The organism is Massilia sp. BSC265, assembly GCF_000740675.1.
In the GTDB taxonomy this organism is placed as follows: domain Bacteria; phylum Pseudomonadota; class Gammaproteobacteria; order Burkholderiales; family Burkholderiaceae_D; genus Telluria.
Genome location: NZ_JPXI01000029.1, coordinates 242,838 through 266,094, shown reverse-complemented (window position 1 = coordinate 266,094; position 23,257 = coordinate 242,838). Strand labels below are relative to the sequence as shown.

The 23,257-nt window shown below is 67.5% G+C and carries 19 protein-coding genes and 1 pseudogene; 11 read left to right on the top strand and 9 right to left on the bottom strand.

The genetic code is table 11. The features are described from left to right. Positions 1-13: 13 nt before the first annotated feature. Entirely contained in the window at positions 14-439 is a 426-nt protein-coding gene (locus MA09_RS24830; protein WP_036247452.1) for an NUDIX domain-containing protein, read from the bottom strand. Positions 440-582: 143 nt separating this feature from the next. Between MA09_RS24830 and MA09_RS08325 the strand changes: the two genes are divergently transcribed. Next, positions 583-1,677 carry a mechanosensitive ion channel family protein gene (locus tag MA09_RS08325; protein ID WP_051933287.1) on the top strand — a complete coding sequence of 365 codons (1,095 nt, stop codon included), beginning with the start codon at positions 583-585 and terminating at the stop codon, positions 1,675-1,677. Between the two features lie 186 nt (positions 1,678-1,863). Continuing rightward, positions 1,864-2,256 (top strand): KGG domain-containing protein, encoded by a 393-nt coding sequence (locus MA09_RS08320; protein WP_081897485.1) that lies wholly within the window; start codon positions 1,864-1,866, stop codon positions 2,254-2,256. A gap of 331 nt (positions 2,257-2,587) precedes the next feature. On the opposite strand, the gene MA09_RS08315 is transcribed toward MA09_RS08320, so the two are convergent. Further along, on the bottom strand, positions 2,588-3,775 hold the full coding sequence (locus MA09_RS08315; RefSeq protein ID WP_051933286.1) for a glycosyltransferase: 1,188 nt from the start codon (positions 3,773-3,775) through the stop codon (positions 2,588-2,590). A gap of 435 nt (positions 3,776-4,210) precedes the next feature. Next, positions 4,211-5,431 carry a hypothetical protein gene (locus MA09_RS08310; protein ID WP_036246857.1) on the bottom strand — a complete coding sequence of 407 codons (1,221 nt, stop codon included), beginning with the start codon at positions 5,429-5,431 and terminating at the stop codon, positions 4,211-4,213. Positions 5,432-5,578: 147 nt separating this feature from the next. On the opposite strand from MA09_RS08310, the gene MA09_RS08305 reads away from it, so the two are divergent. Both MA09_RS08305 and MA09_RS08300 read left to right on the top strand, forming a co-directional pair. Then, positions 5,579-6,871: an NCS2 family permease gene (locus MA09_RS08305; protein ID WP_036246856.1), complete on the top strand. Its 1,293-nt coding sequence runs from the start codon at positions 5,579-5,581 to the stop codon at positions 6,869-6,871. 110 nt (positions 6,872-6,981) lie between these two features. Then, a complete protein-coding gene (locus MA09_RS08300; protein ID WP_081897484.1) occupies positions 6,982-7,794 on the top strand; it encodes a YdiY family protein in 813 nt (270 codons plus the stop codon). A 63-nt stretch (positions 7,795-7,857) separates the two neighbouring features. Here the strand turns inward: MA09_RS08300 and MA09_RS08295 are convergent, their stop codons facing one another. Next, on the bottom strand, positions 7,858-9,174 hold the full coding sequence (locus tag MA09_RS08295; RefSeq protein WP_036246854.1) for an MFS transporter: 1,317 nt from the start codon (positions 9,172-9,174) through the stop codon (positions 7,858-7,860). Next, entirely contained in the window at positions 9,171-9,494 is a 324-nt protein-coding gene (locus tag MA09_RS08290) for a thioredoxin family protein (protein ID WP_036246853.1), read from the bottom strand. The genes MA09_RS08295 and MA09_RS08290 overlap by 4 nt, the downstream gene beginning before the upstream one ends. A gap of 183 nt (positions 9,495-9,677) precedes the next feature. Here MA09_RS08290 and MA09_RS08285 point away from each other — a divergent pair, with 183 nt between their 5' ends. From MA09_RS08285 to MA09_RS08270, 3 genes and pseudogenes are all read left to right on the top strand, one after another. Then, a complete protein-coding gene (locus MA09_RS08285) occupies positions 9,678-9,857 on the top strand; it encodes a DUF3606 domain-containing protein (protein WP_036247441.1) in 180 nt (59 codons plus the stop codon). Positions 9,858-10,157: 300 nt separating this feature from the next. Further along, a pseudogene (locus MA09_RS08275) lies at positions 10,158-10,370 on the top strand (mechanosensitive ion channel domain-containing protein); the annotation flags it as partial. 15 nt (positions 10,371-10,385) lie between these two features. Continuing rightward, the gene (locus MA09_RS08270; protein ID WP_036246850.1) at positions 10,386-11,234 is read left to right on the top strand and encodes an SDR family oxidoreductase; all 849 of its coding nucleotides are present in this window, start codon (positions 10,386-10,388) and stop codon (positions 11,232-11,234) included. Positions 11,235-11,242: 8 nt separating this feature from the next. Here the strand turns inward: MA09_RS08270 and MA09_RS08265 are convergent, their stop codons facing one another. Together MA09_RS08265 and MA09_RS08260 are read right to left on the bottom strand one after the other, a co-directional pair. Continuing rightward, positions 11,243-12,340: a hypothetical protein gene (locus tag MA09_RS08265; RefSeq protein WP_036246849.1), complete on the bottom strand. Its 1,098-nt coding sequence runs from the start codon at positions 12,338-12,340 to the stop codon at positions 11,243-11,245. Positions 12,341-12,435: 95 nt separating this feature from the next. Then, a complete protein-coding gene (locus MA09_RS08260; protein ID WP_229440622.1) occupies positions 12,436-13,749 on the bottom strand; it encodes a S8 family serine peptidase in 1,314 nt (437 codons plus the stop codon). A gap of 111 nt (positions 13,750-13,860) precedes the next feature. On the opposite strand from MA09_RS08260, the gene MA09_RS08255 reads away from it, so the two are divergent. The 4 genes from MA09_RS08255 (at position 13,861) to MA09_RS08240 (ending at position 17,704) form a co-directional block, all read left to right on the top strand. Then, positions 13,861-14,349: an RNA polymerase sigma factor gene (locus tag MA09_RS08255; RefSeq protein WP_036246848.1), complete on the top strand. Its 489-nt coding sequence runs from the start codon at positions 13,861-13,863 to the stop codon at positions 14,347-14,349. A gap of 77 nt (positions 14,350-14,426) precedes the next feature. Next, positions 14,427-15,113, top strand: a complete 687-nt coding sequence (locus tag MA09_RS08250) for a hypothetical protein (RefSeq protein WP_152594595.1) — start codon at positions 14,427-14,429, stop codon at positions 15,111-15,113. 96 nt (positions 15,114-15,209) lie between these two features. Continuing rightward, entirely contained in the window at positions 15,210-17,075 is a 1,866-nt protein-coding gene (locus MA09_RS23655; protein ID WP_051933284.1) for a sensor histidine kinase, read from the top strand. A 62-nt stretch (positions 17,076-17,137) separates the two neighbouring features. Then, complete coding sequence (locus MA09_RS08240; protein WP_036246846.1) at positions 17,138-17,704, top strand: M23 family metallopeptidase; 567 nt, start codon at positions 17,138-17,140, stop codon at positions 17,702-17,704. Here the strand turns inward: MA09_RS08240 and MA09_RS08235 are convergent. Together MA09_RS08235 and MA09_RS08230 are read right to left on the bottom strand one after the other, a co-directional pair. Continuing rightward, a complete protein-coding gene (locus MA09_RS08235) occupies positions 17,697-20,210 on the bottom strand; it encodes a penicillin-binding protein 1A (protein WP_229440620.1) in 2,514 nt (837 codons plus the stop codon). The genes MA09_RS08240 and MA09_RS08235 overlap by 8 nt on opposite strands. Before the next feature lie 131 nt (positions 20,211-20,341). Continuing rightward, entirely contained in the window at positions 20,342-23,152 is a 2,811-nt protein-coding gene (locus MA09_RS08230) for an EAL domain-containing protein (protein ID WP_036246845.1), read from the bottom strand. Positions 23,153-23,257: the final 105 nt, after the last annotated feature.

Genomic DNA, 23,257 nt, shown 5'->3' with positions numbered 1-23,257 from the left:
CGGCCGTGCCGCCCTACCAGGCGATCGACAGCAGCACCTCTCCCATCCGCGGCCAGCACAGCCCGGCCACCTCGTCCCGGGTGGCCCAGCGGTAGCCGTCCATCTCGGGCAACAGGACGCCGGTCACGTGGTGCGGGAAGCGCGTGCTGCAACGCAGGTGGGCAAGGCTGTCGAGGCCCCGGCCCGGCTCCAGCATGAACAGGTGCAGCCCCTTGTCGCGCCGGTAGGCGAAAGGCCCAAGGTCGCGGAACAGCGTCGCATCGGACACCAGCCCGGTTTCTTCGCGCAGCTCGCGCATCGCGGCTTGCAGTTCGCTCTCGCCGGCCTCGCGCATGCCCTTCGGGATATCGCACTTCCGGGTGTTCGTGACGTGGCACAGCAGCAGCTCGCGCCGCGGGTTGACGACCAGGGTACCGCACGAAACGCCGTGTTTTGCCATGCCCTCCACCATCCGGCTCGGGTCCCACCAAGCCTTGTCGAGCCAATGTATCGGCGAAGCCGAGCCATTGTCAATTGTGCGCGCCGCAGGCTGCCCGGACCGCACACTGCTTGTTTGCAGTGAGTGATCGAATGGAGTGGCGGATGGAATATTTGTTGCATAACAATGACCTGGAAAACTGGATGCTGGCGATCGGCGTCTTCGTCGGCGCGACCGCCGTGATGCTGGCATTGCGCATGTTCTTCCTCCACCGCGCGAGGGGCGTGGCAGGGCGCACCGCGACCCGGCTCGACGATCTGCTGCTGCGGATGCTGAACCGGAGCTACCTGGTCTTCAAGCTGGCCATCGCCTTCTACCTGGGCAGCATCTTCCTTGTCCTGCCCGAAAGCTGGCGCATGGTGGTGTCGCGGGTGGCAGTCGGGTCCCTGATCCTGCAACTGGCCATCTGGGGCGACACCGCGCTGCGCGGCTGGCGCAGCCAGCTGCTTGCCATCCCGGGAGATGGCGCCCGCAAGGCCTCCAGCACGATCCTGTTCTTCATGATGCGCCTCGTGGTGTGGACAGTGGCCTTCCTGATGATGCTGGACAACTTCGGCTTCAACATCACCACCCTGGTCGCCAGCCTCGGAATCGGCGGCATCGCCGTGGCCCTGGCTACCCAGAACATCCTCGGCGACCTGTTCGCCTCGCTCTCGATCATGCTCGACAAACCGTTCGAGGTCGGCGACTTCATCATCGTGGGCGATGCGCTCGGTGCGGTCGAATATATCGGCTTGAAGACCACGCGCCTGCGCGGCCTCGGCGGCGAGCAGATCGTGTTCTCGAACGGCGAGCTGCTCAAGAGCCGGATCCACAACCACAAGCGCATGGAGTCGCGCCGGGTGGCCTTCGTCCTGCGCGTGGCCTATGGCACCAGCGAAGCCAAGGTGACCGCGATCCCATCGATGATCCGCGAGATCATCGACGCGCGCCCGGATGTCGACTTCGAGCGCGCCCACTTCTTCCGCTACGGCGACTGGTCGCTCGACTATGAGGTGGTGTACCACTTCAAGAGCCCCGACTACATCCTGCACATGGATGCGCAGGAGCAGATCCTGCTGCAGGTCTACCGCGCCTTCCAGCGCGAAGGCATCCAGTTCGCCCACCCGCTGTCGGTCGTGCGCGTCGCCGGCGCCCACGATCCGGTGGGCGGCTGGCCTCCTGCCGATGGCGTGGCGAGCCATCTGGTGAAGCACTAGCCCGCCGGACGCCCCGCGGTATGCGCCGGAGCGGTCCTACAGTCGAGGGCCGGACAGTCCTATTCCGCGGCCGAGGCCGGCGGCCTAAGATGGACTCGCCTCTTCCGGCAGGACGCCCCCGCAGGACGCGGCAGCGCAGGCCGGACGAGACTTCAAGCAACCCTGTCATCGATAAAGGAGACCATCATGGCATCGAACAACCAGGGAAACGGCAAGCGCGGCTTCGCCTCCGTGGACCAGCAACAGCAGCGTGAGATCGCCTCCCACGGCGGCCGTGCTTCGGGCGGCGGCAACCGCGGCAGCTCGCAAGGCGGCAGCGGCGGCAACTCGCAGAGCGGCGGTGGCGGTAACGGCACCAGCAACCGCGGCTTCGCCTCGATGGACCCGCAACGCCAGCGCGAGATCGCCTCGCAGGGCGGCCGTGCGGCCCACGCATCCGGCAATGCCCACGAGTTCACTTCCGAGGAAGCACGCGAAGCCGGCCGCATGAGCCACAAGAACGACGGCAACCAGCAGAGCGGCAACCGTGGTAATTCGCAAAGCGGCGGCAACGGCGGCGGACGTGGTGGCAAGCGCTAAGCGGAAGGCCTGATCCTCGCAACATGGCCGGAAAACGGCGGCGCCGTCGCAAGACGCGCCGCCGTTTTTCTGTGTCGATCCCGAATGCCAAAGCCGCCCACGCGGTGACAGCTCGCGGCTCCGATCTCGGCCTCGATGATCTGGCTGGTAACTATTGCCGCGTGAGCGGCCCATACGGTATCGATGGGCATGCACCCGGGTGAAGCCGCCCACCCTACGAACCGGCACGGCCTGCCCCCCAAAAAACACGGCGGCGGCACCCGCAAGGGTCCGCCGCCGTGCCGTCGCCAGCCAGCGCTGCCGGTACCCGACGCGCTGGCCGCTTACCCTGTCAGGCGGTCTTTGCCACCGCTACCTTGGTGGCCTTGACCGGCAGTACGTCCGCCTTGGCGGTCTCCGGATTGGCCGGCAGGCGCGCGTGGCGGCCCGGCACGGCGCTTTCGATCAGCGCGTGCATGCGCTGCGCAGTCAGGTCCCACGAGGTGTTCGCGACCACTTCGCGCATGCGCTTGGCCATGGCCTGGCGTTCGCTTTCGGTCAGGGCCAGCTGGCGTTCGCAGGCGGCGATGAACTCGTCCGCGGTAGCGGCTACCGCCACCACGTCGCCATACGGCACCTTGACGTCGGTGATCGGGGTCGAGACCGCCGGCAGCTCGGCCGCCATGTATTCGAGCACCTTGGTTGGACTGATGAACTTGGTCGAGTCGTTCATCGCGAACGGCAGCAGGCACACGTCCCAGCCGGCCAGGAACTTCGGCAGCTGGTCGTAGCTGCGCTGGCCCATGTAGTGGACGTTCGGCTGCTTCGGCAGCGTGGCCGGGTCGATCTTCACGACCGGTCCCACCATCACGATCTGCCATTCCGGATGGGCGTCCGCCATCTTCGACACCAGTTCCACGTCCAGGCGCTCGTCGATCACGCCGTAGAAGCCCAGGCGCGGATGCGCGATATGGGCCTGGTCGGGATGCGAGATCGAGCGGTCCTGGGCCTGGCGGAAGTGCTTGGCGTCGACGCTGCTCGAGAAGCAGTGGGCGTTCGCATGGCGGTCGCGCTTGGACTGGTACAGGCTGGGGCCGCCGGTGAAGACGACGTCGGCCATGTTCAGCAGCGCGCTCTCGCGCTGCAGCAGCTGTTTCGGTGCGTTCTTGAACATCGCCAGTTCGTCCATGCAGTCGTAGATGACCTTGGACGGGTTCAGGCCCTGCAGCAGCGGCAGCGCCATCGGCGTGTAGAACCAGACGACCGGCTGCTCGCCTTCCGGCACGAGGTCGGCCAGCAGGGTGTGCAGGGTCGGGATCTGGTCATCGTGGAAACCTGGTGCATGGATCGCGGTATGCGGTTGGCACACCGTGATGTTCGGCGCGACGGCCGTCTTCTTCAGGTATGCCTGCCCTTCGCTATACACCGGTTCCTCGACAAAAAGGATGTCGTAGTGTTCCGCCAGGCGGGTCATCAGGTGCTGGGGACGCTGAAAGACAAAGTCCCAACGCAGGTGGCAAAACACGATCAAGGTCGGCATATTCATTTCCTTTCGCCGTCGTGGCGCTATAGTTGTTGGCAAAGCCTGGCGTTTTCTCTCTGTGCCAGTTCCCAGGGTGTGGACAATATCGGTTCAAACCCACACCGAACCTGCCAATCGTAACATGCAAAATTGCCATTATTTTCATTTATGCATTGCAATATTTATTTATGGAAATGTTGCAAGCAGATGTTACAAAGCCCTTTCATAGGAGAGCCCTTCCGGCTGAGCGCACTCATGTAGGGCTGTTCCTACAGCCATACAAGAAAATCCACTACGAAAAGTTATCGCACTTTTTACCGTGCACGGCCGCGCGCACGCCGGCTGCCGTGCCGGCAAGCGATTATCATTCGGGCGAGACGACCGTGGAAGGCTTTCCACAGCCGCCGGATCTGCCGCCGAGGTGGCAGGAAAGCGGCGTGACGGCAAGTATCGTCAACCCGGCTGGTAGGGTTCGGCTCCTTCGGCGTGCCCGTCCTCGCTGAAGCCGGTGGCCACGGAAACGCCCTCGAGGCCAAGCGACAGCAAGGCGTCGCACAGGGTGTCCATCTCGGCGCCGAGGTCGGCAGCCAGGTCGACCGGAGTCTCGACGCTGCCCCAGGGGGTGCCGCCGTCGAGCGCATACAGGTTGATGCGCAGGACGATGTGCTCGCCTGCGTCGAGCGGCGCCACGGCGGCATGGACCTGGTCGGGCGCCAGGTCCTTGGCGGACAGCGTGCGCGCGATTTCGGACAGGATGCCGAGGGTGGTCAGTTCGCTCACGCCCTGTTCCTTGGCGCCGTAGAACAGGTCCTGGTACAGGAAGTCGACGTGGATACCGTCGGGCTCGCGCGCCAGCAGACGCCGCACCAGGGGCGCGGCCTGGAAGGTCCAGCCGCGGTAGCGCTCCTCGCGCGCCGCGTACCAGGCCTCGGCACCCGCCTCGTCCCTTGGCACCGCATAGAACGGGTCGTCGGCGCGCTTGAGCGAAAAGCCGAGCAGGAAGCGCAGTTCCAGGGCCGACTCGTCCGGAGCGAACCGCTCGCCGGTCCAGCCGCGGATGCTGGCTTCGATGGTCGGTGCCGGCTGCAGCTTCTTTTCCAGCAGCGATGCAGCCGCCTCGCGCAGCATTTCCTGCAGGGCCGAATAGGAAACGTGATCGATCTCGGCCAGGTCGTAGGCATGCTGGACCAGTACCAGCTTGGCGCCCGCGCTTTCCAGTCCGGCCGGGTGGAAGCTGTTGGCAAGGGCTTCGAAGGCCTCCTCGTCCTGGAAGGTCTGGAGGGCTTGCAGTCCGCCCGTCGTGCGCACGAACAGCGGGATCAGGAAGGCATCGATCTCGTACTCAACGTCCTTGCCGTCGCCCTCCGCGCGGCGCAGGCGCAGGTTGGCGGCTTCCTCCTCGATGCGGCTGCGCAGCAGGCGGCAGGCTTCGGGATCGGTATAGCGCGCCACTTCGATCGCTTCGTACAGCGCCTCGTCGCGCTTCTTGCGCAGCAGCTTGCGCACCGCGGCCAGGAGTTCCTCCTCGCGCTCGGAGGCAGAGCCGAAACCGGGCGCTTCCTCGCGTTCGGCGATCGCCAGGGCCAGGTCGGCCAGCTCCTGCGCCAGGGACGCATTGTCCGGCTCGCGCGGATTATTGGAGGTACGGGGCAGCGGACGTTTGTTCTTCGGCATGACATTGGTTGGTGATGATGGAGGTGCCATGTTAGCGCATTGGCATGGATGCGCGGTGCTGCTTTGTGTTTCGGTGGCGCCGCTGCTCCCTTCACCAGGCTCCGGGGTGTTATGCTTCAGTCAAAACGCGCATGGAGCCCAACAATAATGCTAGACCGATTCTTCAAACTTACCCAGAGCGGCACCAACGTCCGCACCGAACTGCTGGCCGGCCTGACCACCTTCCTGACGATGGTCTACATCATCTTCGTCAATCCCTCGATCCTCGGCGACGCCGGGATGCCGAAGGAATCGGTGTTCGTCGCCACCTGCCTGGTGGCCGCCCTCGGCACCGCAGTGATGGGCCTGTACGCGAACTATCCGATCGCGATGGCGCCCGGGATGGGACTGAACGCCTATTTCGCGTACGCCGTGGTGCTGGGCATGGGCATTCCGTGGCCCGCGGCGCTGGGTGCGGTGTTCATTTCGGGCTGCCTGTTCATCCTGGTTTCGGTGCTGGGCCTGCGCGGCATGATCGTCAACGGCATCCCGAAATCGATGCGCGTGGCGATCACGGTCGGCCTCGGCATGTTCCTGGCCCTGATCGCACTGAAGAATGCCGGCATCGTCGTGGCCAATCCGCCGACCCTGGTCAAGGCCGGCGACCTGCACAAGCCGGAAGCCATCATGGCCATCGTCGGCTTCTTCGCCATCGTCGCGCTCGACCGGTTGCGCGTGAAGGGCGCGATCCTGATCGGCATCGTGCTGGTGACGGTGCTGTCCTTCTTCTTCGGCGGGAACACCTATAACGGCATCTTCTCGGCCCCGCCCTCGATCGAGCCGACCCTGTTCAAGCTCGACATCGCCGGCGCCCTCTCGGTCGGCATCATGAACGTGGTGCTGGTGTTCTTCCTGGTCGAACTGTTCGATGCCACCGGCACCCTGATGGGCGTGGCGCGCCGCGCCGGCCTGCTGGTCGAAGGCAAGATGGACCGCCTCAACAAGGCCCTGCTGGCCGACAGCGGCGCAATCGTGGCCGGCAGTGTGCTGGGCACCTCGAGCACCACCGCCTACCTCGAGAGCGCCTCGGGCGTACAGGCGGGCGGGCGGACCGGCCTGACCGCCCTCACGGTGGCGGTACTGTTCCTGGCCTGCCTGTTCATTGCGCCGCTGGCCGGCGTAGTACCGGCCTACGCCACCGCACCGGCCCTGCTGTTCGTCGCCTGCCTGATGCTGTCCGACCTGGGCGAAGTCGAATGGGGCGATTCCACCGAAAGCATTCCGGCCGCCGTGACTGCGCTGGTGATGCCCTTCACTTTTTCGATTGCGGAAGGCATCGCCTTCGGCTTCATCAGCTATGCGGTACTCAAGCTCCTGACGGGTCGGGCGCGCGAAGTGGCGCCGGTGGTGTGGATCATTGCCGCTCTGTTCATGTTCAAGATTGTTGTGGTCGGCACTTGATGCCAGACATCCAAGGGGCAAAAGTAAAATGCGCTAATTGTGTCCCAAAGCATCGTTTTGCGCTTTCTTTGCGTTACAATGTCGCGCATCTTGCTGGCAATACAGTGCTTATGAAACACTTCAAATTCCCTGCATACCTGCTTCCCCTCGGTCTGCTCGCCTTCCATGGCGCTGCGCAGGCAGAGTTCGACCTGCCTGCGGTTGGCAACGTCCACGCGCCGATCAGCGTCGCCAAGCCCGAGATCATTCCCGAAGGCAGCTGGTTCACCTCGGCCGAGCTGGGCGCGATCACGACCTCGGGCAACACCACCGGTACCTCGGTCACGGGCAAGATCGATGCCCGCCACGAGACGGCCAACTGGAGCCACGAATTCATCGTCAGCGGCTTCTTCAAGGAAGACGAATACGAGAACGAGGACGGCAACACGGAGCGCAGCAAGTCGGCGGAGCGCTTTGCCGCCTCGGCCAAAGCCTCGCTCAAGCTGCTGGGCGAGCACAAGCGAGCCTTCGTGATCGGCTCGCATGTCATCGACCGCTTCGGCGCCTATACCCGCTATTCCTCGGTCGCCGTCGGCCACGGTTCGCGCTGGCTGAACAGCAGCGACAAGTCGCTCGACGTCGAGCTCGGCCCCGGCTATTTCGCGGGCGAGCGTGCCACCGGCGAGGACGAAAGCGGCCTGACCGTGCGCGGGGCCGCGCAGTTCCGCTGGCGCGTCAGCCCGTCCGCCTTCTTCGCCCAGACGGTCAGTGTCGAGAAAGGCACGTCGAACACCCGCTCGGTGGCCGAGACCTCGCTCAGCACCAAGATCAACTCCACCATGCAGATGAAGGCCGGCTTCAGCGCGCGCAACGACACCAGCGTCCCGGACGGCAAGAAGAACACCGATACCCAGACCTCGCTGACGATGGTCTATTCGTTCTGACTGCCGCAGCACGAAGCCTTGCCCCCGGCGCAGAAAGGGCCCCGTTTCGGGGCCCTTTGCTTGTCAGCGCGAGGCAGGCTGCAAGGGACCGGTAGCGCCCCGTTTACCGATGGCCACCAGGGCCAGCAGGCTGAGCAGGGCTGCCGCCGTCAGGTAGTAGCCGACCCAGGCCAGCCCGTAGGTCGTCGCCAGCCACATGGCGATGTAGGGCGCCAGCGAAGCGCCCAGGATGCCGGCGAAGTTAAAGGTCAGCGAGGCCCCCGTATAGCGCACCTCGGCCGGGAACAGCTCGGCCAGCAGGGTGCCGAGCGGCCCGTAGGTGAAGCCGACCAGGCACATGCCGAGCACCATGAATCCGCCTACCGCCGGCAGGGTGCCGGCGCCGAACAGCGGCCCGAACAGCAATCCGAACAGGGCGATCGCCCCGCTCACCAGGATCATCGCCATGCGCCGGCCATGGCGGTCGGCCAGCAGCGCCGACGGCGGGATCGTCAGCCCGAAGAACACCACCGCCACCAGCTGCATGGTGAGGAATTCCTGGCGCGAGTAGCCCAGACGGGTCGTGCCCCAGCTCAGCGCAAACACCGTCATCAGGTAGAACACCACAAAAGTAGCCAGCGCGATGACCGTGCCCAGCACCAGTGCGCGCGTATGGTCCTTCAGCACCGCCAGCGCCGGCACCTTGACCCGCTCGTCGCGGTCGAGCACCTTCTGGAAGTCCGGCGTCTCCGTGATCTTCAGGCGCACGTAGAGGCCGACCAGCACCAGCAGCGCACTGGCCAGGAAGGGAACCCGCCAGCCCCAGCTGAAGAAATCCTCGTCCGTCATCACTGTCCCAAGCAGCAGGAAGGTGCCGCCCGACAGGAAAAAGCCGATCGGCGCGCCCAGTTGCGGGAACATGCCGTACCAGGCGCGCTTGCCCGGCGGCGCGTTCTCGGTTGCCAGGAGCACTGCCCCGCCCCACTCGCCGCCCAGGCCCAGGCCCTGTCCGAAGCGGCACAGGGCCAGCAGCAGCGGCGCCAGGGTGCCGATCGACGCATAGGTCGGCAGCAGGCCGATCAGCACGGTAGAGATGCCCATGGTCAGCAGCGCCGCCACCAGGGTGGCCTTGCGCCCGACGCGGTCGCCGAAGTGCCCGAACACGGCCGAGCCGACCGGCCGGGCGAAGAAGGCAATGGCAAACGTGGCGAGCGACTGCAGTGTGGCGGCGGCCGGGTCGCCGGCCGGGAAGAACAGGCGCGGGAACACCAGCACGGCCGCAGTGGCATAGATGTAGAAATCGTAGAACTCGATGGTGGTGCCGATCAGGCTCGCGAACAGGACGGTGCGCGGCTTGTTGGCTGGGGGCTTGCCGGATGCAGCGGTGGCGGCGCCGCTCATGCGGCACCGGCCTGGGCCAGTGCAACGCGCACTTCGTCGGCAGAGACCGGCCGCACCACGCGCGCCACTTCCTGGCCGTCCCTGAGCACGACCACGGTCGGCCACAGCTTGATACGGAACGAGCGACCCAGCGGGCGGCCCGGCCCGTCCTCCACCTTCAGGTGGCGCACACCCTGGCTGCCCGCAAGGGCCTGGTCGATCAGCGGTTCGGCGGCGCGGCAGTAGCCGCACCAGTTGGCGCCGAAATCGAGCATCACGGTGCCGGGCATCGCGTCCACGGCGCTGCGTTCCGGCTGGGCGGTTTCATAGGGTGCGGACATGCGGGTCTCCTCCTTCTGGTGCCATTGGTGTCGATGTTGCAAGCGTACCTCAAAAAGTTGCTGCCGGCACGGTCGGGTGGGTCGATTCCGGGTCGAGAATGCGGCGCTAGGTGAAACAGCGTACGGAACGCCTCTGTCGTGGCTGGCACTCTGGCAGCAAGCAAAGTGATCAAGGAGGCAATCATGTCTGACAACCTGCAGGACCGTGGCGCCCAGGACCGCGCCCGCATCAACGTCAACGAGGAATGGGAAGTGCGCCACTGGACCGAAGCGCTGGGCGTGAGCAAGGAAGAGCTCGAGCGTGCCGTGCAGCAGGTCGGTCCGAGCGCCAAAGCCGTGCGCGAGCACCTGAAGCGCCACTGATCCCGCGGTGCGGGCCAGGATCACGTGTCCTGCCCGCGCCGCCCGGCCGGGCCCCGATCCGGTGCGCCGCCGGCGTCCCGGTTGATTCGTCATCTACGCAGTTCGCGCGCGCGGCCGGCGCCGGCTCTCGCGACAAGGCCCGGTTCGAACAATCTCCCTCGCGTTTTCGCATCCCTCGGCATCACCCGGCCGAACGCCCAGTTCGCCACCGCTGCGCCGTCGCCAGCTGCACGCTGATGCCCGGCGCCCCGATCCTGTTCCGCGGCCGCCTCGGTCAGCCGAGCGAAGCAGGCCGGCACCGGCGACTTCATCATGGTGAAGGATTTCAGCCGTACGGTCGGGCACCTTGGACTGAAGAGGACTCGCGTGCGCGCCCTCGGCGGCGAACAGGCCATCATTGCGCATCCCGAACTGCTCCGGAATACGGCCTACAAGTACCGTCGCATGTGCACACGCCGGATCGTGTTCACCCTGCGCAACAGCCCCTCGACCCCGCGCTTCCTCAAACACTGAATCGAAAGGACGAACATGAACCAGACGCAGCAGCCACCACAGCAGCAGGAAGCGCCGGGAACCGAGGCGCAACTGACCCCGCAGGCAGACCATGGCGAGTCGAGCTACCAGGGCTCCGGCAAGCTGAAGGACAAGGCCACCATCATCACCGGCGGCGACAGCGGCATCGGCCGTGCGGTGGCGATCGCCTTTGCGCGCGAAGGCGCCGATGTCCTGATCTCCTACCTGAACGAACACGAGGATGCGCAGGAGACCGCGCGCCTGGTCGAGGAAGCCGGCCGCAAGGCGGTGCTGGTGCCGGGCGACCTGGCCGACCCGGCCCACTGCCGGGCGATCGTCGACCGTGCGGTACAGGAATTCGGGCGCATCGACGTGTTGGTGAACAACGCCGCCTTCCAGATGACGCATGACTCGCTGGAAGAAATCCCCGACGAGGAATGGGAGTACACCTTCAAGGTCAACATCACCGCGATGTTCCACATTTGCAAGGCGGCGGTGCGGCACATGCAGCCCGGGGCCTCGATCATCAACACCACCTCGATCAATTCGGACAACCCGAAGCCGACCCTGCTCGCCTATGCCACCACCAAGGGCGCCATCGCCAACTTCAGCGCCGGCCTGGCCCAACTGCTGGCCGAGAAAGGCATCCGGGTGAACTCGGTGGCCCCGGGCCCGATCTGGACGCCCCTGATTCCGGCCACCATGCCGCCCGACCAGGTCGAGAGCTTCGGCCAGCAGGTGCCGATGAAGCGGCCCGGGCAGCCGGCCGAAGTGGCGCCGGTCTACGTGCTGTTGGCATCAAGCCAGGCCAGCTACATCTCGGGGGCGCGCATCGCGGTGACCGGCGGGACCCCGATCCTGTAGGGAGCCCTTCAGTCGGCGCCGCCTGCGTGTCCTTGTGCCGAGGCGCCCGCGCCAAGCGAAAGCGAGGCGGAGGCCGAGGCACCACCCTGCGCCGACGCCGACCGATCGGTGCTGCCGGCGCCGGATACGTTGCCGAAGCCGGAGGCGGCCCCGGAAGCACCGGCGCTTCCCGAGCCCCCCTGCTTCAGCGAAGCCATGCCGCTGGCGGCGGCTTGCTCGCCCTTCTTGAGGCCGGCGTGCGCCCCTTCCGAGGTTCGTGCGGCGGCCCGCTGGCCGGCGGCCTGCATCCGGCCGGCCTGCCCACGCAGCGCATCGCCGGTCCCGCTTGCGGCCTGGTGCGCACCCGATGCGGCGCTAGCGGCCAGGCTGCCCGCGCCAGCCGCGTCCAGGCCCAGGCGCCCGGCGGCTTCGCCGGATGCGGACGAGCGTGCGCCACCCGTCTCCCCGGCGCCTGCACGCTGGGACAAGGAGCCCGTGGCCGTTGCTGCGCCGGATACCGATCCCGAGGAGTTCGCCAGCACCGGCCGGAGCTCACCGGCTGCCTGTGCGCCGCCGCGGATCGCTGCGCTGGCCCTGCCTGCGGCATCCTGGCTGGCCGCGCGCAGTTGCCCGTCGCGCTCGCTGGCGGCATCGGCCGCGCCGCGCAGGCCGGAAGCCGCCTGCCCCGCAAGACCTGTGGCGCCGCTGGTCCCGAGTTCGAGGACGCCGGCAGCACTCGCCTGGCCGCCCGCCTGGGCTGCACGGCGAGCGGCGAGTTCGCCGTTGGCCCTAGCGTCCGACGATACCGCGCCCGACAGTGCCCCGCTCACGCTTCCAGCCGCCAGGCTTGCGCCAGCTGCCTCAGGTTGTGGTCGCACTTCTCGCACGCGTTCGATGCTGCGGCCGGCTACGCCGCCTGCCGGACGCGCCATCTCGGCGTCCAGGCGGCCGGCCCCACGCATCATGCCGCCGGCATCGATGCCGCCCATGCGGCCAAGGCCGCCACCACCGATCATGCCGCCTACCGAACCGCCGAGGCCGCCGCCCAACAACTGGGCATGGGCAGACGCGGCGACACCCAGGGACAGGGCGATGGCGAGTTGCTGGACGATCTTCTTGGCATTCATACTGTTCTCCTTGTCAGTGGCACGAGTGATTTCGCTGCCGATACAAGGAAAACGATGCGTTGTGGTGATTTATTCCATCGATGCTAAAAAATTTTTCAGCGCAGGCGCGCAGGGTCGACGCGGACCGCAGAGCCGACCACGCCGTGACCGGTCGCATTGCTGATGTTCCCGGCCTTGCCCCCAGTTGCATCGCGCACCAGTGCTTCCACCGCGCGGGGGGCGGCGTCCCGGTCCGGACGCGGCAGTTGGCGTGCGAGCAAGCCCGCCACGATCGGCGCTGCATACGAGGTTCCGCGCACCTGCCGATATGGCGGACTGCCGGGCACGGCGCTGACCATGTGGCTGCCCGGCGCCGCGAACATCACCTGTGACCCACGCCCTGCCTCCGGCAAGGGCTCGCCGCGGCGGTCGACCCCGCTCACGCCGACAACGCCCGGATAGCTGGCCGGGTACAAGGGGGGCGCTGCCGGGCCGTCGTTGCCGACTGCTGCCACCAGCAGGTGCCCGCGCCCCACCATCGCCTTTACTGCCCCGGCAAGTGCGCCGTTGCCGGGGCCGACCAGACTGATGTTGACCACGCCGACCTGTTCCCGCGCCAGCCAGGCCAGTGCGCCGACGATCCTGTCGACCGAACCGCCCGTCGGTTCGTCGCAGTAGACGTCCGCTGCATACAGGCTGCCGCCGGGTGCGGCCCCGCTGAAGTGGGCGGAGCGGCCGACCATCAGCGCGGCCACGGCCGTTCCATGCGGCGCAGGCCGCTGCGCGCCGCCGCACCCCCAATGGCGAATCTCGACGTCCTCGAACACGGCGTGGGACCGGTCGACACCGCTGTCCACGAGCCCGACCCGCACCGGGCCAGCAGCTAGACGCGAAGCGGGCCCGCCACTCGCGCCCGCCTGTGTCCCGCTTCGGGTGAACAGATGGTTGAAGTCGTACACACCGTCGGGGTCGGCCGTGCGCAGCATCTCCAGCATGCCGGCGATGGCTTGGCCCTTCTCCTCCTGCACGCGAAATACCACCAGTCGCTGGCCGAGTTCCGGATAGTCCTGCTCCCGTGCGACAGCGAGGCCGGCGGCAGCGGCCGCCTGCAAGCCCGCCGGGCTGGGCGACCAGGCCAGCAGCTCGCCGCGCAACACCACGTTTCCGACGGGATCCCGTTCCAGGCGGTCCGGATGGCGCGCCAGCAGGCCGCCAAGCTGGTCGGCGCGCAGGCGGCCGAGGTCCGGAAGCGGCGTCCGGTCGAGCAGGCGGTCGAGCGGTCCCCGCAGTTCTCCCAGTCCGGCTGGACCGACACGGTCGGGCAAGGGCAGGGACGGCAGGGAGGGCAAGCCGAGCTGGGCACGCGCAGGCGCGGCGGCAAGCAGCATCCCCATGAGGGCGATACGGCAAATAAGACGAACTGACTTCATGCGTGGATCATATATCATGGCACGACGATTGCACCCAGGAATATGTATGAACGTTCTAAGCAGGGAAGAAAATCCCTGCGCCAAACGTTATATGTGAAGAGACCGACGAAAATGCTTGCCAGCGAGATTGCTTCCCTGCTGCCGCGAATGCGCCGTTTTGCGCGTTCGCTCACCTACCATCGCGAAGACGCCGACGACCTGGTGCAGATCGCCATGGAACGTGCGCTCGGCCGCAGCGAACAGTACACGGCGGGGACGCGCCTCGACAGCTGGATCTTTCGCATCATCAAGAATGCATGGATCGACGAGGTGCGCAGCCGCGCCCGGCGCGACGAGCTGTTCGTCCCGGAAGAGGCCGGCGAGCAGGTCGGCGACGACTTCGCCCAGGCGCACCAGCAACGCTTGGCGATCCAGAAAGCGGTAAGCCTGCTGTCCGAAGAACACCGCCTGGTGGTCGGCCTCGTGCTGGTGGACGGGTTGGGCTACAAGGAAGCCGCCGAGGTGCTCGAGATTCCCATGGGCACCCTCACCAGCCGCCTGGCCCGCGCCCGCGAAGCCTTGCAGCAAATCCTCTCCGACCAGACGAAAGCACGACCATGAACTACGACGACGACACCCTGATGGCCTATGCCGACGGGGAACTCGATCAGGCGCAGCGCGCCGCCATCGCCCAGGCAATGCGGGACGACCCCGCGGTGGCGGCGGCCGTCGCACGCCACCAAGCGCTGCGGCAGGATATCTTCGCCGCCTTTGCCGGCACACTCGACGAGCCGGTCCCGGAGCGGCTGCAGCCGCCGGCCGCGGCCCGGGTGCACGATCTGGCAGCGGTTCGGGCCGCGCGCGACGCAGCCGGACGCCAGGAGGACGAACGCCGGCAGAAACGCGTGGCATGGCCGCAATGGGGCGCCCTGGCCGCCTCGCTGGCCGTTGGCGTGCTTGCCGGCAGCCTCGGGACCGGTTGGCTCGGCGGGAGCAGCGAACTTGCGCTGGCCCGGGGTGCCTCCGGCGAGTTGACCGCCGGCGGCACCCTGGCGCAGGCACTCGACCGGCAACTGGCCCAGGACGCCGCGTCGGGCGAGGTGCGCGTGGGGCTGAGCTTCCTGTCGCAGTCCGGCGCCTATTGCCGCACCTTCCAGTTGGGGCGCTCCGGCGGGCTGGCCTGCCGCGAAGGCGGCCACTGGCGCATCCCGGTGCTGGCCGACAGCCCGGCGCCGGCGGGGGAGTACCGCCAGGCGGCGGCACCATTGCCGCCGGCCGTACTCGATGCCATGGACGCCCGCATCGCCGGCAGCACGCTCGACGCCGCGGCCGAACGGGCGGCGCGCGAACGGGGCTGGGAAGCGGGCGCCGTCAAGGGAGGCTGAAAAAGCGCGCAGCACGGCAATCAAACCTGTTAAGCTAGCAATATTTGCCATGACACACATGGCGCCCTCGCACTCGAAGCCGCCTCCGACGCCCGCATGAAGACGCGCACCTACCTGTACCTCATGGCGGCCGCCATCCTGATCCCTGTCGCCCTGGCCTTCTGGTTCGGGGTCTTCATGCTGCTCGACTGGGAACGCGAGTCGCGCATCCAACGGGTCCAGGAAACCGCGCGCTCCACTGCGCTGCTGGTCGACCGCGAGATCGCCGTCAAGGAAGCGCTGCTGCGGGTCATCGCCAACTCCGAATCCCTCGAAGAAGGCAATTACGGCCGGGTGTACCGGCTTGCCAGCCGCCTGAACGGGGACGATCCCATGTCCTGGACGACCCTGGTCAACGACCGCCACCAGCCCCTCTTCAATACGCTCAAGCCCTACGGCACCGAACTGAAGGGTTCGGCCAAACACTATGTCGATGAAGTGCTGAGCACGGAAAAAACCCGTGTATCCGGCTACTTCCTCGGCCCGACCTCGCAGCGGGCCGTGGTCTCCGTCGACGTTCCCTCGCCGGCTGGACAGTCGCCGCGCTATGTCGTGAGCCAGATCTTCGACGCCCGCTACTTCGAGCGGGTGTTTGCGAACAACGCGCTGGAAGCCACCTGGCTGGTCGGGGTCTTCGATGCCAATGGCGTGACCATCGCGCGCAACCGGCATGGAGCAGCCTCCGCCGGGAAGCCGATGCACCCGGAAATGCGCACCGCGGCCCTGCACGCCGGCAGCGGCGTGCTGCGCCACGTCACCCGCGAAGGCACCGAGGTCTACGGGATCTACACGCGTTCGAAGCTCAGCGGCTGGACGGTCGTGATCGGCGTGCCTGTCGCGGAAATCGAATCGGCGGCCCGCACCGCCGCCGCCTACGCGACGCTCGCCCTGCTCCTGCTGATGGGCGTGGCGGTGCTGACCGCCGTCTTCTTCGGAAACAAGCTGTCGAATGCGCTGCATCAGGCCGGCAGCGTGGCCAACGCGCTGGCGCGCGGCGCCATCGCCCGGCCGCGGCCCACCAAGGTGGACGAGGTCGATGCCCTGCTCGACGGCCTGCACTACACCAGCGAGGCCCTGACGCGCGAGAGCGCTGCCCGCCAGGCGCTGCAGCACGAACGCGAGCAGCTCCTGGTGAGCGAACAGCGCGCGCGCCGCGCCGCCGAGGCGCAGAGCCAGTCCAAGGATACCTTCCTGGCCATGCTCGGACACGAGCTGCGCAACCCGCTGGCCGCGATTTCGGGCGCCATGAGCGTCCTCGACATGCCGAATGTCAAGCCGGAGCTGGCTGCCAATGCGCGCGAGATCAGCCGGCGCCAGATGCGCCACCTGACCCGCATTGTGGACGACCTGCTCGACGTGCAGCGTATCCTGTCGGGGAAGATTGTGCTGCAGCGCGCGCCGGTGAACCTGGGCGAGGTGCTCCACGCCTGCGTCGAGGCGAAGCGCCTGGTCGATGCCGGCAACCACCACTGGGAAGCCGAGCTCGCGACCAGCTGGGTCGACGGCGACCGCACCCGCCTCAAGCAGATCGTCGACAACCTCCTGCACAACGCCATCAAGTACACGCCCGCCGGTGGGGGCATCACGGTGCGCTGCAGGAGCAGCGGCAAGGAGGCCGTGGTGGAGGTCTGCGATACGGGCGTCGGCCTCGCACCGGAACTCCTGCCCGTCATCTTCGACGTGCTGGTGCAGGGCCCGACCAGCATCGACCGCGCCCAGGGCGGCCTCGGACTGGGGCTGGCACTGGTGAAGGAGCTGACCGTCCTGCACGGTGGCAAGGTTTCCGTGCACAGCGCCGGTGCCGGCCAGGGATGCACCTTCACGCTGGTGTTGCCGCTGCGCCAAGACCCGACGACCGACACGCCCACCGTCCAGAACGCGGGCGAGGCAGTGACACCCCGTCCCACGCTCGACCCAGCCTGAGGCTGTAAATCCAGGGGTTCGCCCATACGTGTCCCGTATCGGACACTCATGGACCACCTGCCATGCGAATCTTCCTGCGCAGCCTGATACTGGCCGTACTCCTCGTCGCCGCCTGGGGCTTGCTCGAGCCCTGGGTGCGGCACGTCGTCTATGCCATGCGCCTGGCCTCGATGCCGGCCCCGAGCGCACTGGCCATGCCGGTAAGCGGCGTGCGCCCGACAGCGCTGCGCGATACCTGGCACGCGAGCCGCAGCGAAGGCCGCAAGCACGAAGGCATCGACATCTTTGCCAAACGCGGAACGGCGGTGCTTGCCGCCACCGAAGGGATCGTCTTGCGCGTAGGAAGCAACCGCCTTGGCGGCCAGGTGGTGTGGGTACTGGGGCCGGGCGGCCAGCGGCATTATTATGCCCATCTCGACCGGTTTTCGGACGTCGTTCCCGGCATGCGCGTCGAGGAAGGACGGGTACTGGGCTACGTCGGCAATACCGGCAATGCCCGGACCACGCCGCCGCACCTGCACTATGGCGTGTACGGGAAAGCCGGGCCGGTCAATCCCTATCCGCTCCTGCGTGAAGGCCCGCCGGCCCGGCCGGACGAGGAGGCGCCCGGGCGGACGGCGGCTAGATGATCTCTTCCTCGCCGGAGCTCGGCGGCGGGGGCGGGACATCCGGCAACTGGGCTGGCGGCGGCGCCGTCTGCACGGGCGCTGGCCGTACCGGGGCGAGCGGCGCCTCGGCCGGCTCGTCGTCTTCTCCGATCGGAGCCGGGTCGGGCACCTCTCCCTCGGACATGCCCTCCTCGGTTTCCAATTCGTCCGGACCTTCCTCGACGTATTCCGGCTCCTCGTACCGGCGCGGGGCTGGCGGGCGCCCGCCCGGCAACAGCGCATTCGGATCGAGCTTGCCGCTGTCGAAGGCGCTGCGCATGAAGTCGCCCACCAGCAGCAGGGCGTTGTGGCCGCCCTGCCCCCAGTAGCTGCTGCGTATCGCAACCCGGTTGTCGTTGAAGCCGACCCAGGCGCCGGCAACCAGGTTCGGGTGCATCAGGATGAACCAGCCGTCGGTGTTGTTCTGGGTGGTGCCGGTCTTGCCGGCCAGGTCGCCGTGCACGCCGAATCGGTAGCGCACGCCCCCGCCGGTGCCGCGGTTGACCACGCCGCGCAGCATGTCGATCAGGTTCAGTGCAGCGTCCTGCGACAGGGCGCGCTCCGGGGCACCCGGCGCGAAATCGGCAATGGTCTTGCCTTCCCGGTCCGTGATGCGGCGCACGAATACCGGCTTGCGGTACTCGCCCTGGGCAGCGATGGTGCTGTAGGTGCTGACCATCTCGAGCAGGGTCACCGGACTGGTGCCGAGCGCCAGCGAAGGCACCGCCGACAACTTGCTCTGTCGGATGCCCATGTTCTGGGCCAGCCTGACGATCGGGTTCACCCCCACCTGCTGCATCACCTGGGCGGTAATGGTGTTTTTCGAATAGACCAGGCCGTCGCGCATGCTCATCATGCGGCCACTGTTGCCGGACATGTCGGTCGGACGCCAGACCGTGCCGCCCATGCGGATATCCTGCACCACGTCGCGGTAGGTCTGGTCGGGCGGTATGCCGTTTTCCAGTGCCGCTGCGTACACGATCGGCTTGAAGGTCGAGCCAGGCTGGCGCGCGGCCTGCGCTACGTGGTCGAACTGGTCGCGCTCGAAGCTGCGGCTGCCGACCCAGGCGCGCACCTCGCCGGTGTGCGGGTCCATCGCCACGAAGCCGGCCTCCAGGCGCGACTTGCCGGTCTTCAGGTCACGCATGAATTCCCGGTCGGCCTTCAGGCGCTTGAGCGCGGCGGCAGGCGCTTCGCCGTCCTCGACGGCGCGGCGGTACTCGGCGCTTTCGCGGACGAAGGCTTCGAGCGCGCGCGGGTGGGATTTCCAGTAGTAGGCAAAGGGATCGACCTCATTTCGCATCGCCATGTACATGCCGGTCGAGGTCGAACGTGGCATGCCCTGGTAGGCCCACTCCACGTCGGCGATCGCCTGCAGCGTATTGGTCTGGCGCTCGACCGCGCGCACCGCGGCTTCCTGCAGCGCCAGGTCGAGGGTGGTATGGACCACCAGGCCGTCGAGCTGGAGGTCGTAGTCGTTCTGCTCGGCCCAGTCGAGCAGCCACTTGCGCACGTAGGCCGTGAAATGGTCGTCCTTGCCGCTGCGGTCGTTCAGGCGCGCGAAGCGCACCCGCAGCGGGCGCTTGGCAAGGGCGCGGTAGCGCTCCTCGTTGAAGGCGCCGTGCTTGGCCATCTGCTTCAACACCACGTTGCGGCGCGCCTTCGAGCGCTCCGGGTTGGCGACCGGGTTGTAGTAATGGGTGCCCTTGAGCATGCCGACCAATGTGGCCGCCTCCAGCACGTCCAGCTTCGCGGCCGTCTTGCCGAAGTAGGTGCGCGCCGCCATCTCGATGCCGTAGGCGTTGTACAGGAAGGGCACCGTGTTCAGGTAGGCCTCGAGGATCTCGGTCTTGCTGTAGGTATTCTCGATCTTGATCGCGGTGATCAGCTCCTTCATCTTGCGGTTGATGCTGCGCGCCCGCCCGATCTCCTCGGGGAACATGTTGCGCGCCAGCTGCTGGGTAATCGTCGAACCGCCCTGCGGGTCGCCCCTGAGGGTCGCGACCAGCGCGCCGGCCACGCGGCGGAAGTCCACGCCATGGTGGTCGTAGAAGCGGTGGTCCTCGGTCGAGATCAGGGCCTTGAGCACGTGCGGCGAGATCTGCGACAGCTTGACGCGCTCCTGCAGTCCTTTCTCGAAGGAGCCGAGTTCCTTGCCGTCGGCGGACAGGATCACGCTCGGGCGCGCGGTGCTGGCCTGGCGCAGGTCGTCGATGCCGGGCGTGAGCGGGATCAAAATCACCAGGTAGAGGAAGAAGGCCATCAGGCCGGCGGCCAGCGCCCATAGCCCGACCAGCAGCACCTGTTCGGGACGCGAACGGTCGCGCAGCCGCGCCTGGGCCATCGAATACCCCGCCTGGGCGCGCCCGCGCGCGCCTTTGAACAAGCGCTTGCCGTGCTGGCCCAGCGCGGCGCGGCGCGAGCCGGGGCCGCCATCGGCACGATGGTCCAAGCCGTCGCGGGTGCCGCTTTTCTCTTCCTGGTCCACTATAGAAATCCTTGCTGCAAATGCCGGTGAAGCGCACTCTGCCGTACGCCATGTGAATGTGGCAAGTATAGCCGACCGGCGCGGCAACCCCGGTCCGGTTTGCCTGCGCGGCTTCGTCGCCGGAAATGCCTTCAGGCATGCTCCGGACTGGGCTCCACCCTGCCCTTGCGCAGCAGCGCTTCGACCGCGTGCACCGGCTCGGGACGGGCGTAGATATGGCCCTGCACCTCGTCGCAGCCGCAGCCGCGCAGGTAGTCGAGCTGGTCGAGGGTTTCGACTCCTTCGGCAATCACCTGCATGCGCAGCCCGTGCGCCATCGAGATGATGGCATCCACCATGGCCGCGCCATCCGGGCTGACCATGTCGTGTACGAAGGAGCGGTCGATCTTGAGCACGTCCACCGGAAAGCGCTTCAGGTAGGCCAGGCTGGAATAGCCGGTGCCGAAATCGTCGATGGAGAGCTTCACTCCCATCGACTTCAGGCAGCGCATGGTGTCGATCGCCGCTTCGACATCGGCCATCATCATGCTCTCGGTGAGCTCGATCTCGAGCGAATCGGCGCCCAGGCCGGTCTCGGCCAGCACCGTGCGCACGGTCTGGACCAGGTCGGGCTCGGAAAACTGGCGCGCCGACAGGTTGACCCCGACGCGCAGGTGCCCGAGGCCGGCGCGCTGCCAGTCACGGTTCTGGCGGCAGGCCGCACGCAGGACCCAGGCGCCGATCGGCACGATCAGCCCGGTTTCCTCGGCCAGTGCAATGAAGCGCTCCGGCCGCACGGTGCCGAAATGCGGGTGCCGCCAGCGGATCAGGGCCTCGGTGCCGACCACGCGTCCGCTGCCGAGGTCCACCTGAGGCTGGAAATACAGTTCGAACTGGTCTTCACGCAAGGCAGAGCGCAGCGCCGCTTCCAGCGCGAGCCTGTCGGCGGCATGCGCGTTCATGTGCGGCGCGTAGAAGTGCACGGCGTTGCGGCCGGTCTGCTTGGCGCGGTACATGGCAACCTCGGCGTGCTTGACCAGGGTTTCCGAGTCCTGGCCGTCGGCCGGATAGCCGGCCACGCCGGCACTGGAGCCGAACACCAGGGTGCGGCCGTCCAGCTCCAAGGGCTCGGCAATGGCCTCGCGCACTGCCTGCAGCTGCGCCGCCGCCTGGCGTTCGTCGCTGCAGCCGGTCAGTACCAGCATGAAATCGTCGCCGCCCGCGCGCGCGGCAGTGTCGGCCTGGGGGATCGCACCGGCAATCCGTGTGGCAAGGGCGCGCAAGACTTCGTCACCGAGGCGGCGTCCGAGCGTGTCGTTGATCAGCTTGAAGTGGTCGATGTCGAGGGCCACCGCCCACACCGGCGTGCCACCCGCGGTGGCGATCGCGCGTTCGATGCGGTCGGCCAGCAGGGCACGGTTGGCCAGCCCGGTCAGCGTGTCGTAGCGGGCCCGGTGCGCCAGTTCTGCCTCGTAACGCTTGGCGACCGTGACGTCGTAGGTGGTGACCACGAAATGTTCGGTTACTCCCTGCGCGTTGTTGACCGGGGCGATGTAGACCTCGCTGAGCAGCTCGCGGCCGTCACGGGTGGCCTGGCGCACCAGGGCATGGCCCTCGCGGCATTCGTGGAGCGCCTGGCGCAGCTCTTCCAGGCCCGGTTCGTCGCTGCCGGTGAGCGCCAGGCTCGCCAGCGGCTTGCCCACCAGTTCACCCGGTTCGTAGCCGAGCGTGCGTTCGCAGGCCGGGTTGGCGTATTCGATCGGATAGCCGTGGCGGGGCGCGCTGATCAGGAGGATGGGGTTGGCGGCGGACTCGATGGCGCGCTGGTGCAGGCGCAGCGCGCCGGCGGTCAGCGCCAGGTCGGCGGTGCGGCGTTCGACCAGCGACTCGATGCGCCGGGTGCGGGCGCTGCGCTGTTGGACCAGCGCGGCGGCGGCCAGGGTCAGCACGAAGCCGTAGCCCAGGATCGACAGCGACCCCACCTGCTTGTCGAGGCCGCGCGCAACGGGCACGGTGGTCAGGTCCCACTGCGACCCGGCCACCACGAAACTGCGCGTGATCGGGCTCGGGACGCCGCCGAGCCAGCGCTCCCAGGCCGCCCGCGTTACCGCCGCACCCGGGTGGCTGAACACGGCGACCCGTTCGCCGCTATCCGTTCGTCCATACAGCGTAAGCGCATAGTCGCTGTTGGCCAGCAGCCGCGCGGCGTCCAGGCTGCCGCCGACCAGCACCCCGGCATCGATCGCTACCGCCATGGTGCCGAGCACGGCCGCCCGCCGCGCCGGCGCGCCTGCTGCGTCGGTCCCGGCGCGGTAGACCGGCATCACCACCAGCATGCCGCGCAGTGAACCGTCACCCTGCACCAGGCGCATGAGGGGGCTGGCGGTCGCTTCTCCGGTATCGATCGCGCGCTGCGTGAATGCGCGCTGCTCGGGTCGGGACCAGGCGTCGTAGCCGAACACGCTGGCGTTGCCGGCGACCGGAACGACGTAGTCGTTGACCAGGTAGCGCGCGCGCTGTCCCGCAGGGGCTAGTACGCCGCCGGGACCGCGCTCGGTGATGGCGAAGCCCGGCCAGAATTGGCGGCGCTCGGCCTCGAAGGCTGGCCGCTCGGCCGCGCTCACGAAGCGCTGGTACACGAGCGCCTTCAGGTAGCCGTTCCTGGCCGCCAACGGCTGGGCGAAGGCGTTGAAGGCCTCGCGCGAGACCTCGCCGCCGCCGGCCGTGAAAAGCAGGTTCAGTGCACGCAGGTCGTGTACTGCGTCGGCAAAAGCGCGGGTGACCGCAGCGGTGCGAACGGCTGAGCGTTGCGCCAGTTCGGCGCGCGCTCGCTCCGCCTCCAGCTCGCGCGCCACGCCGAACAGCAGCGCCGTCAGCGCGAACCCGGCCAGAAGGGTTGCCACGGCAGCGCGCGAGACGAAGCGCCGCTGCTGGAACAGTGGATGGGCGAGCAGCCGATTCATGCCGCCTATCCTAGCAAATGCGGACCTGCCCCGCGCCACGTTTCGGCTGCGGACAGGCCGGGAACGCCTGCACCGCAACGTACGACCCGTGCGGATTTCCGTTAT

What these genes read in the sequence shown, in the direction of transcription:
- MA09_RS24830 (WP_036247452.1), bottom strand. Translation starts at nt 439, where the DNA reads ATGGCAAAACACGGCGTTTCGTGCGGTACCCTGGTCGTCAACCCGCGG.
- MA09_RS08325 (WP_051933287.1), top strand. Translation starts at nt 583, where the DNA reads ATGGAATATTTGTTGCATAACAATGACCTGGAAAACTGGATGCTGGCG.
- MA09_RS08320 (WP_081897485.1), top strand. Translation starts at nt 1,864, where the DNA reads ATGGCATCGAACAACCAGGGAAACGGCAAGCGCGGCTTCGCCTCCGTG.
- MA09_RS08315 (WP_051933286.1), bottom strand. Translation starts at nt 3,775, where the DNA reads ATGCCGACCTTGATCGTGTTTTGCCACCTGCGTTGGGACTTTGTCTTT.
- MA09_RS08310 (WP_036246857.1), bottom strand. Translation starts at nt 5,431, where the DNA reads ATGCCGAAGAACAAACGTCCGCTGCCCCGTACCTCCAATAATCCGCGC.
- MA09_RS08305 (WP_036246856.1), top strand. Translation starts at nt 5,579, where the DNA reads ATGCTAGACCGATTCTTCAAACTTACCCAGAGCGGCACCAACGTCCGC.
- MA09_RS08300 (WP_081897484.1), top strand. Translation starts at nt 6,982, where the DNA reads ATGAAACACTTCAAATTCCCTGCATACCTGCTTCCCCTCGGTCTGCTC.
- MA09_RS08295 (WP_036246854.1), bottom strand. Translation starts at nt 9,174, where the DNA reads ATGAGCGGCGCCGCCACCGCTGCATCCGGCAAGCCCCCAGCCAACAAG.
- MA09_RS08290 (WP_036246853.1), bottom strand. Translation starts at nt 9,494, where the DNA reads ATGTCCGCACCCTATGAAACCGCCCAGCCGGAACGCAGCGCCGTGGAC.
- MA09_RS08285 (WP_036247441.1), top strand. Translation starts at nt 9,678, where the DNA reads ATGTCTGACAACCTGCAGGACCGTGGCGCCCAGGACCGCGCCCGCATC.
- MA09_RS08270 (WP_036246850.1), top strand. Translation starts at nt 10,386, where the DNA reads ATGAACCAGACGCAGCAGCCACCACAGCAGCAGGAAGCGCCGGGAACC.
- MA09_RS08265 (WP_036246849.1), bottom strand. Translation starts at nt 12,340, where the DNA reads ATGAATGCCAAGAAGATCGTCCAGCAACTCGCCATCGCCCTGTCCCTG.
- MA09_RS08260 (WP_229440622.1), bottom strand. Translation starts at nt 13,749, where the DNA reads ATGAAGTCAGTTCGTCTTATTTGCCGTATCGCCCTCATGGGGATGCTG.
- MA09_RS08255 (WP_036246848.1), top strand. Translation starts at nt 13,861, where the DNA reads ATGCTTGCCAGCGAGATTGCTTCCCTGCTGCCGCGAATGCGCCGTTTT.
- MA09_RS08250 (WP_152594595.1), top strand. Translation starts at nt 14,427, where the DNA reads ATGCGGGACGACCCCGCGGTGGCGGCGGCCGTCGCACGCCACCAAGCG.
- MA09_RS23655 (WP_051933284.1), top strand. Translation starts at nt 15,210, where the DNA reads ATGAAGACGCGCACCTACCTGTACCTCATGGCGGCCGCCATCCTGATC.
- MA09_RS08240 (WP_036246846.1), top strand. Translation starts at nt 17,138, where the DNA reads ATGCGAATCTTCCTGCGCAGCCTGATACTGGCCGTACTCCTCGTCGCC.
- MA09_RS08230 (WP_036246845.1), bottom strand. Translation starts at nt 23,152, where the DNA reads ATGAATCGGCTGCTCGCCCATCCACTGTTCCAGCAGCGGCGCTTCGTC.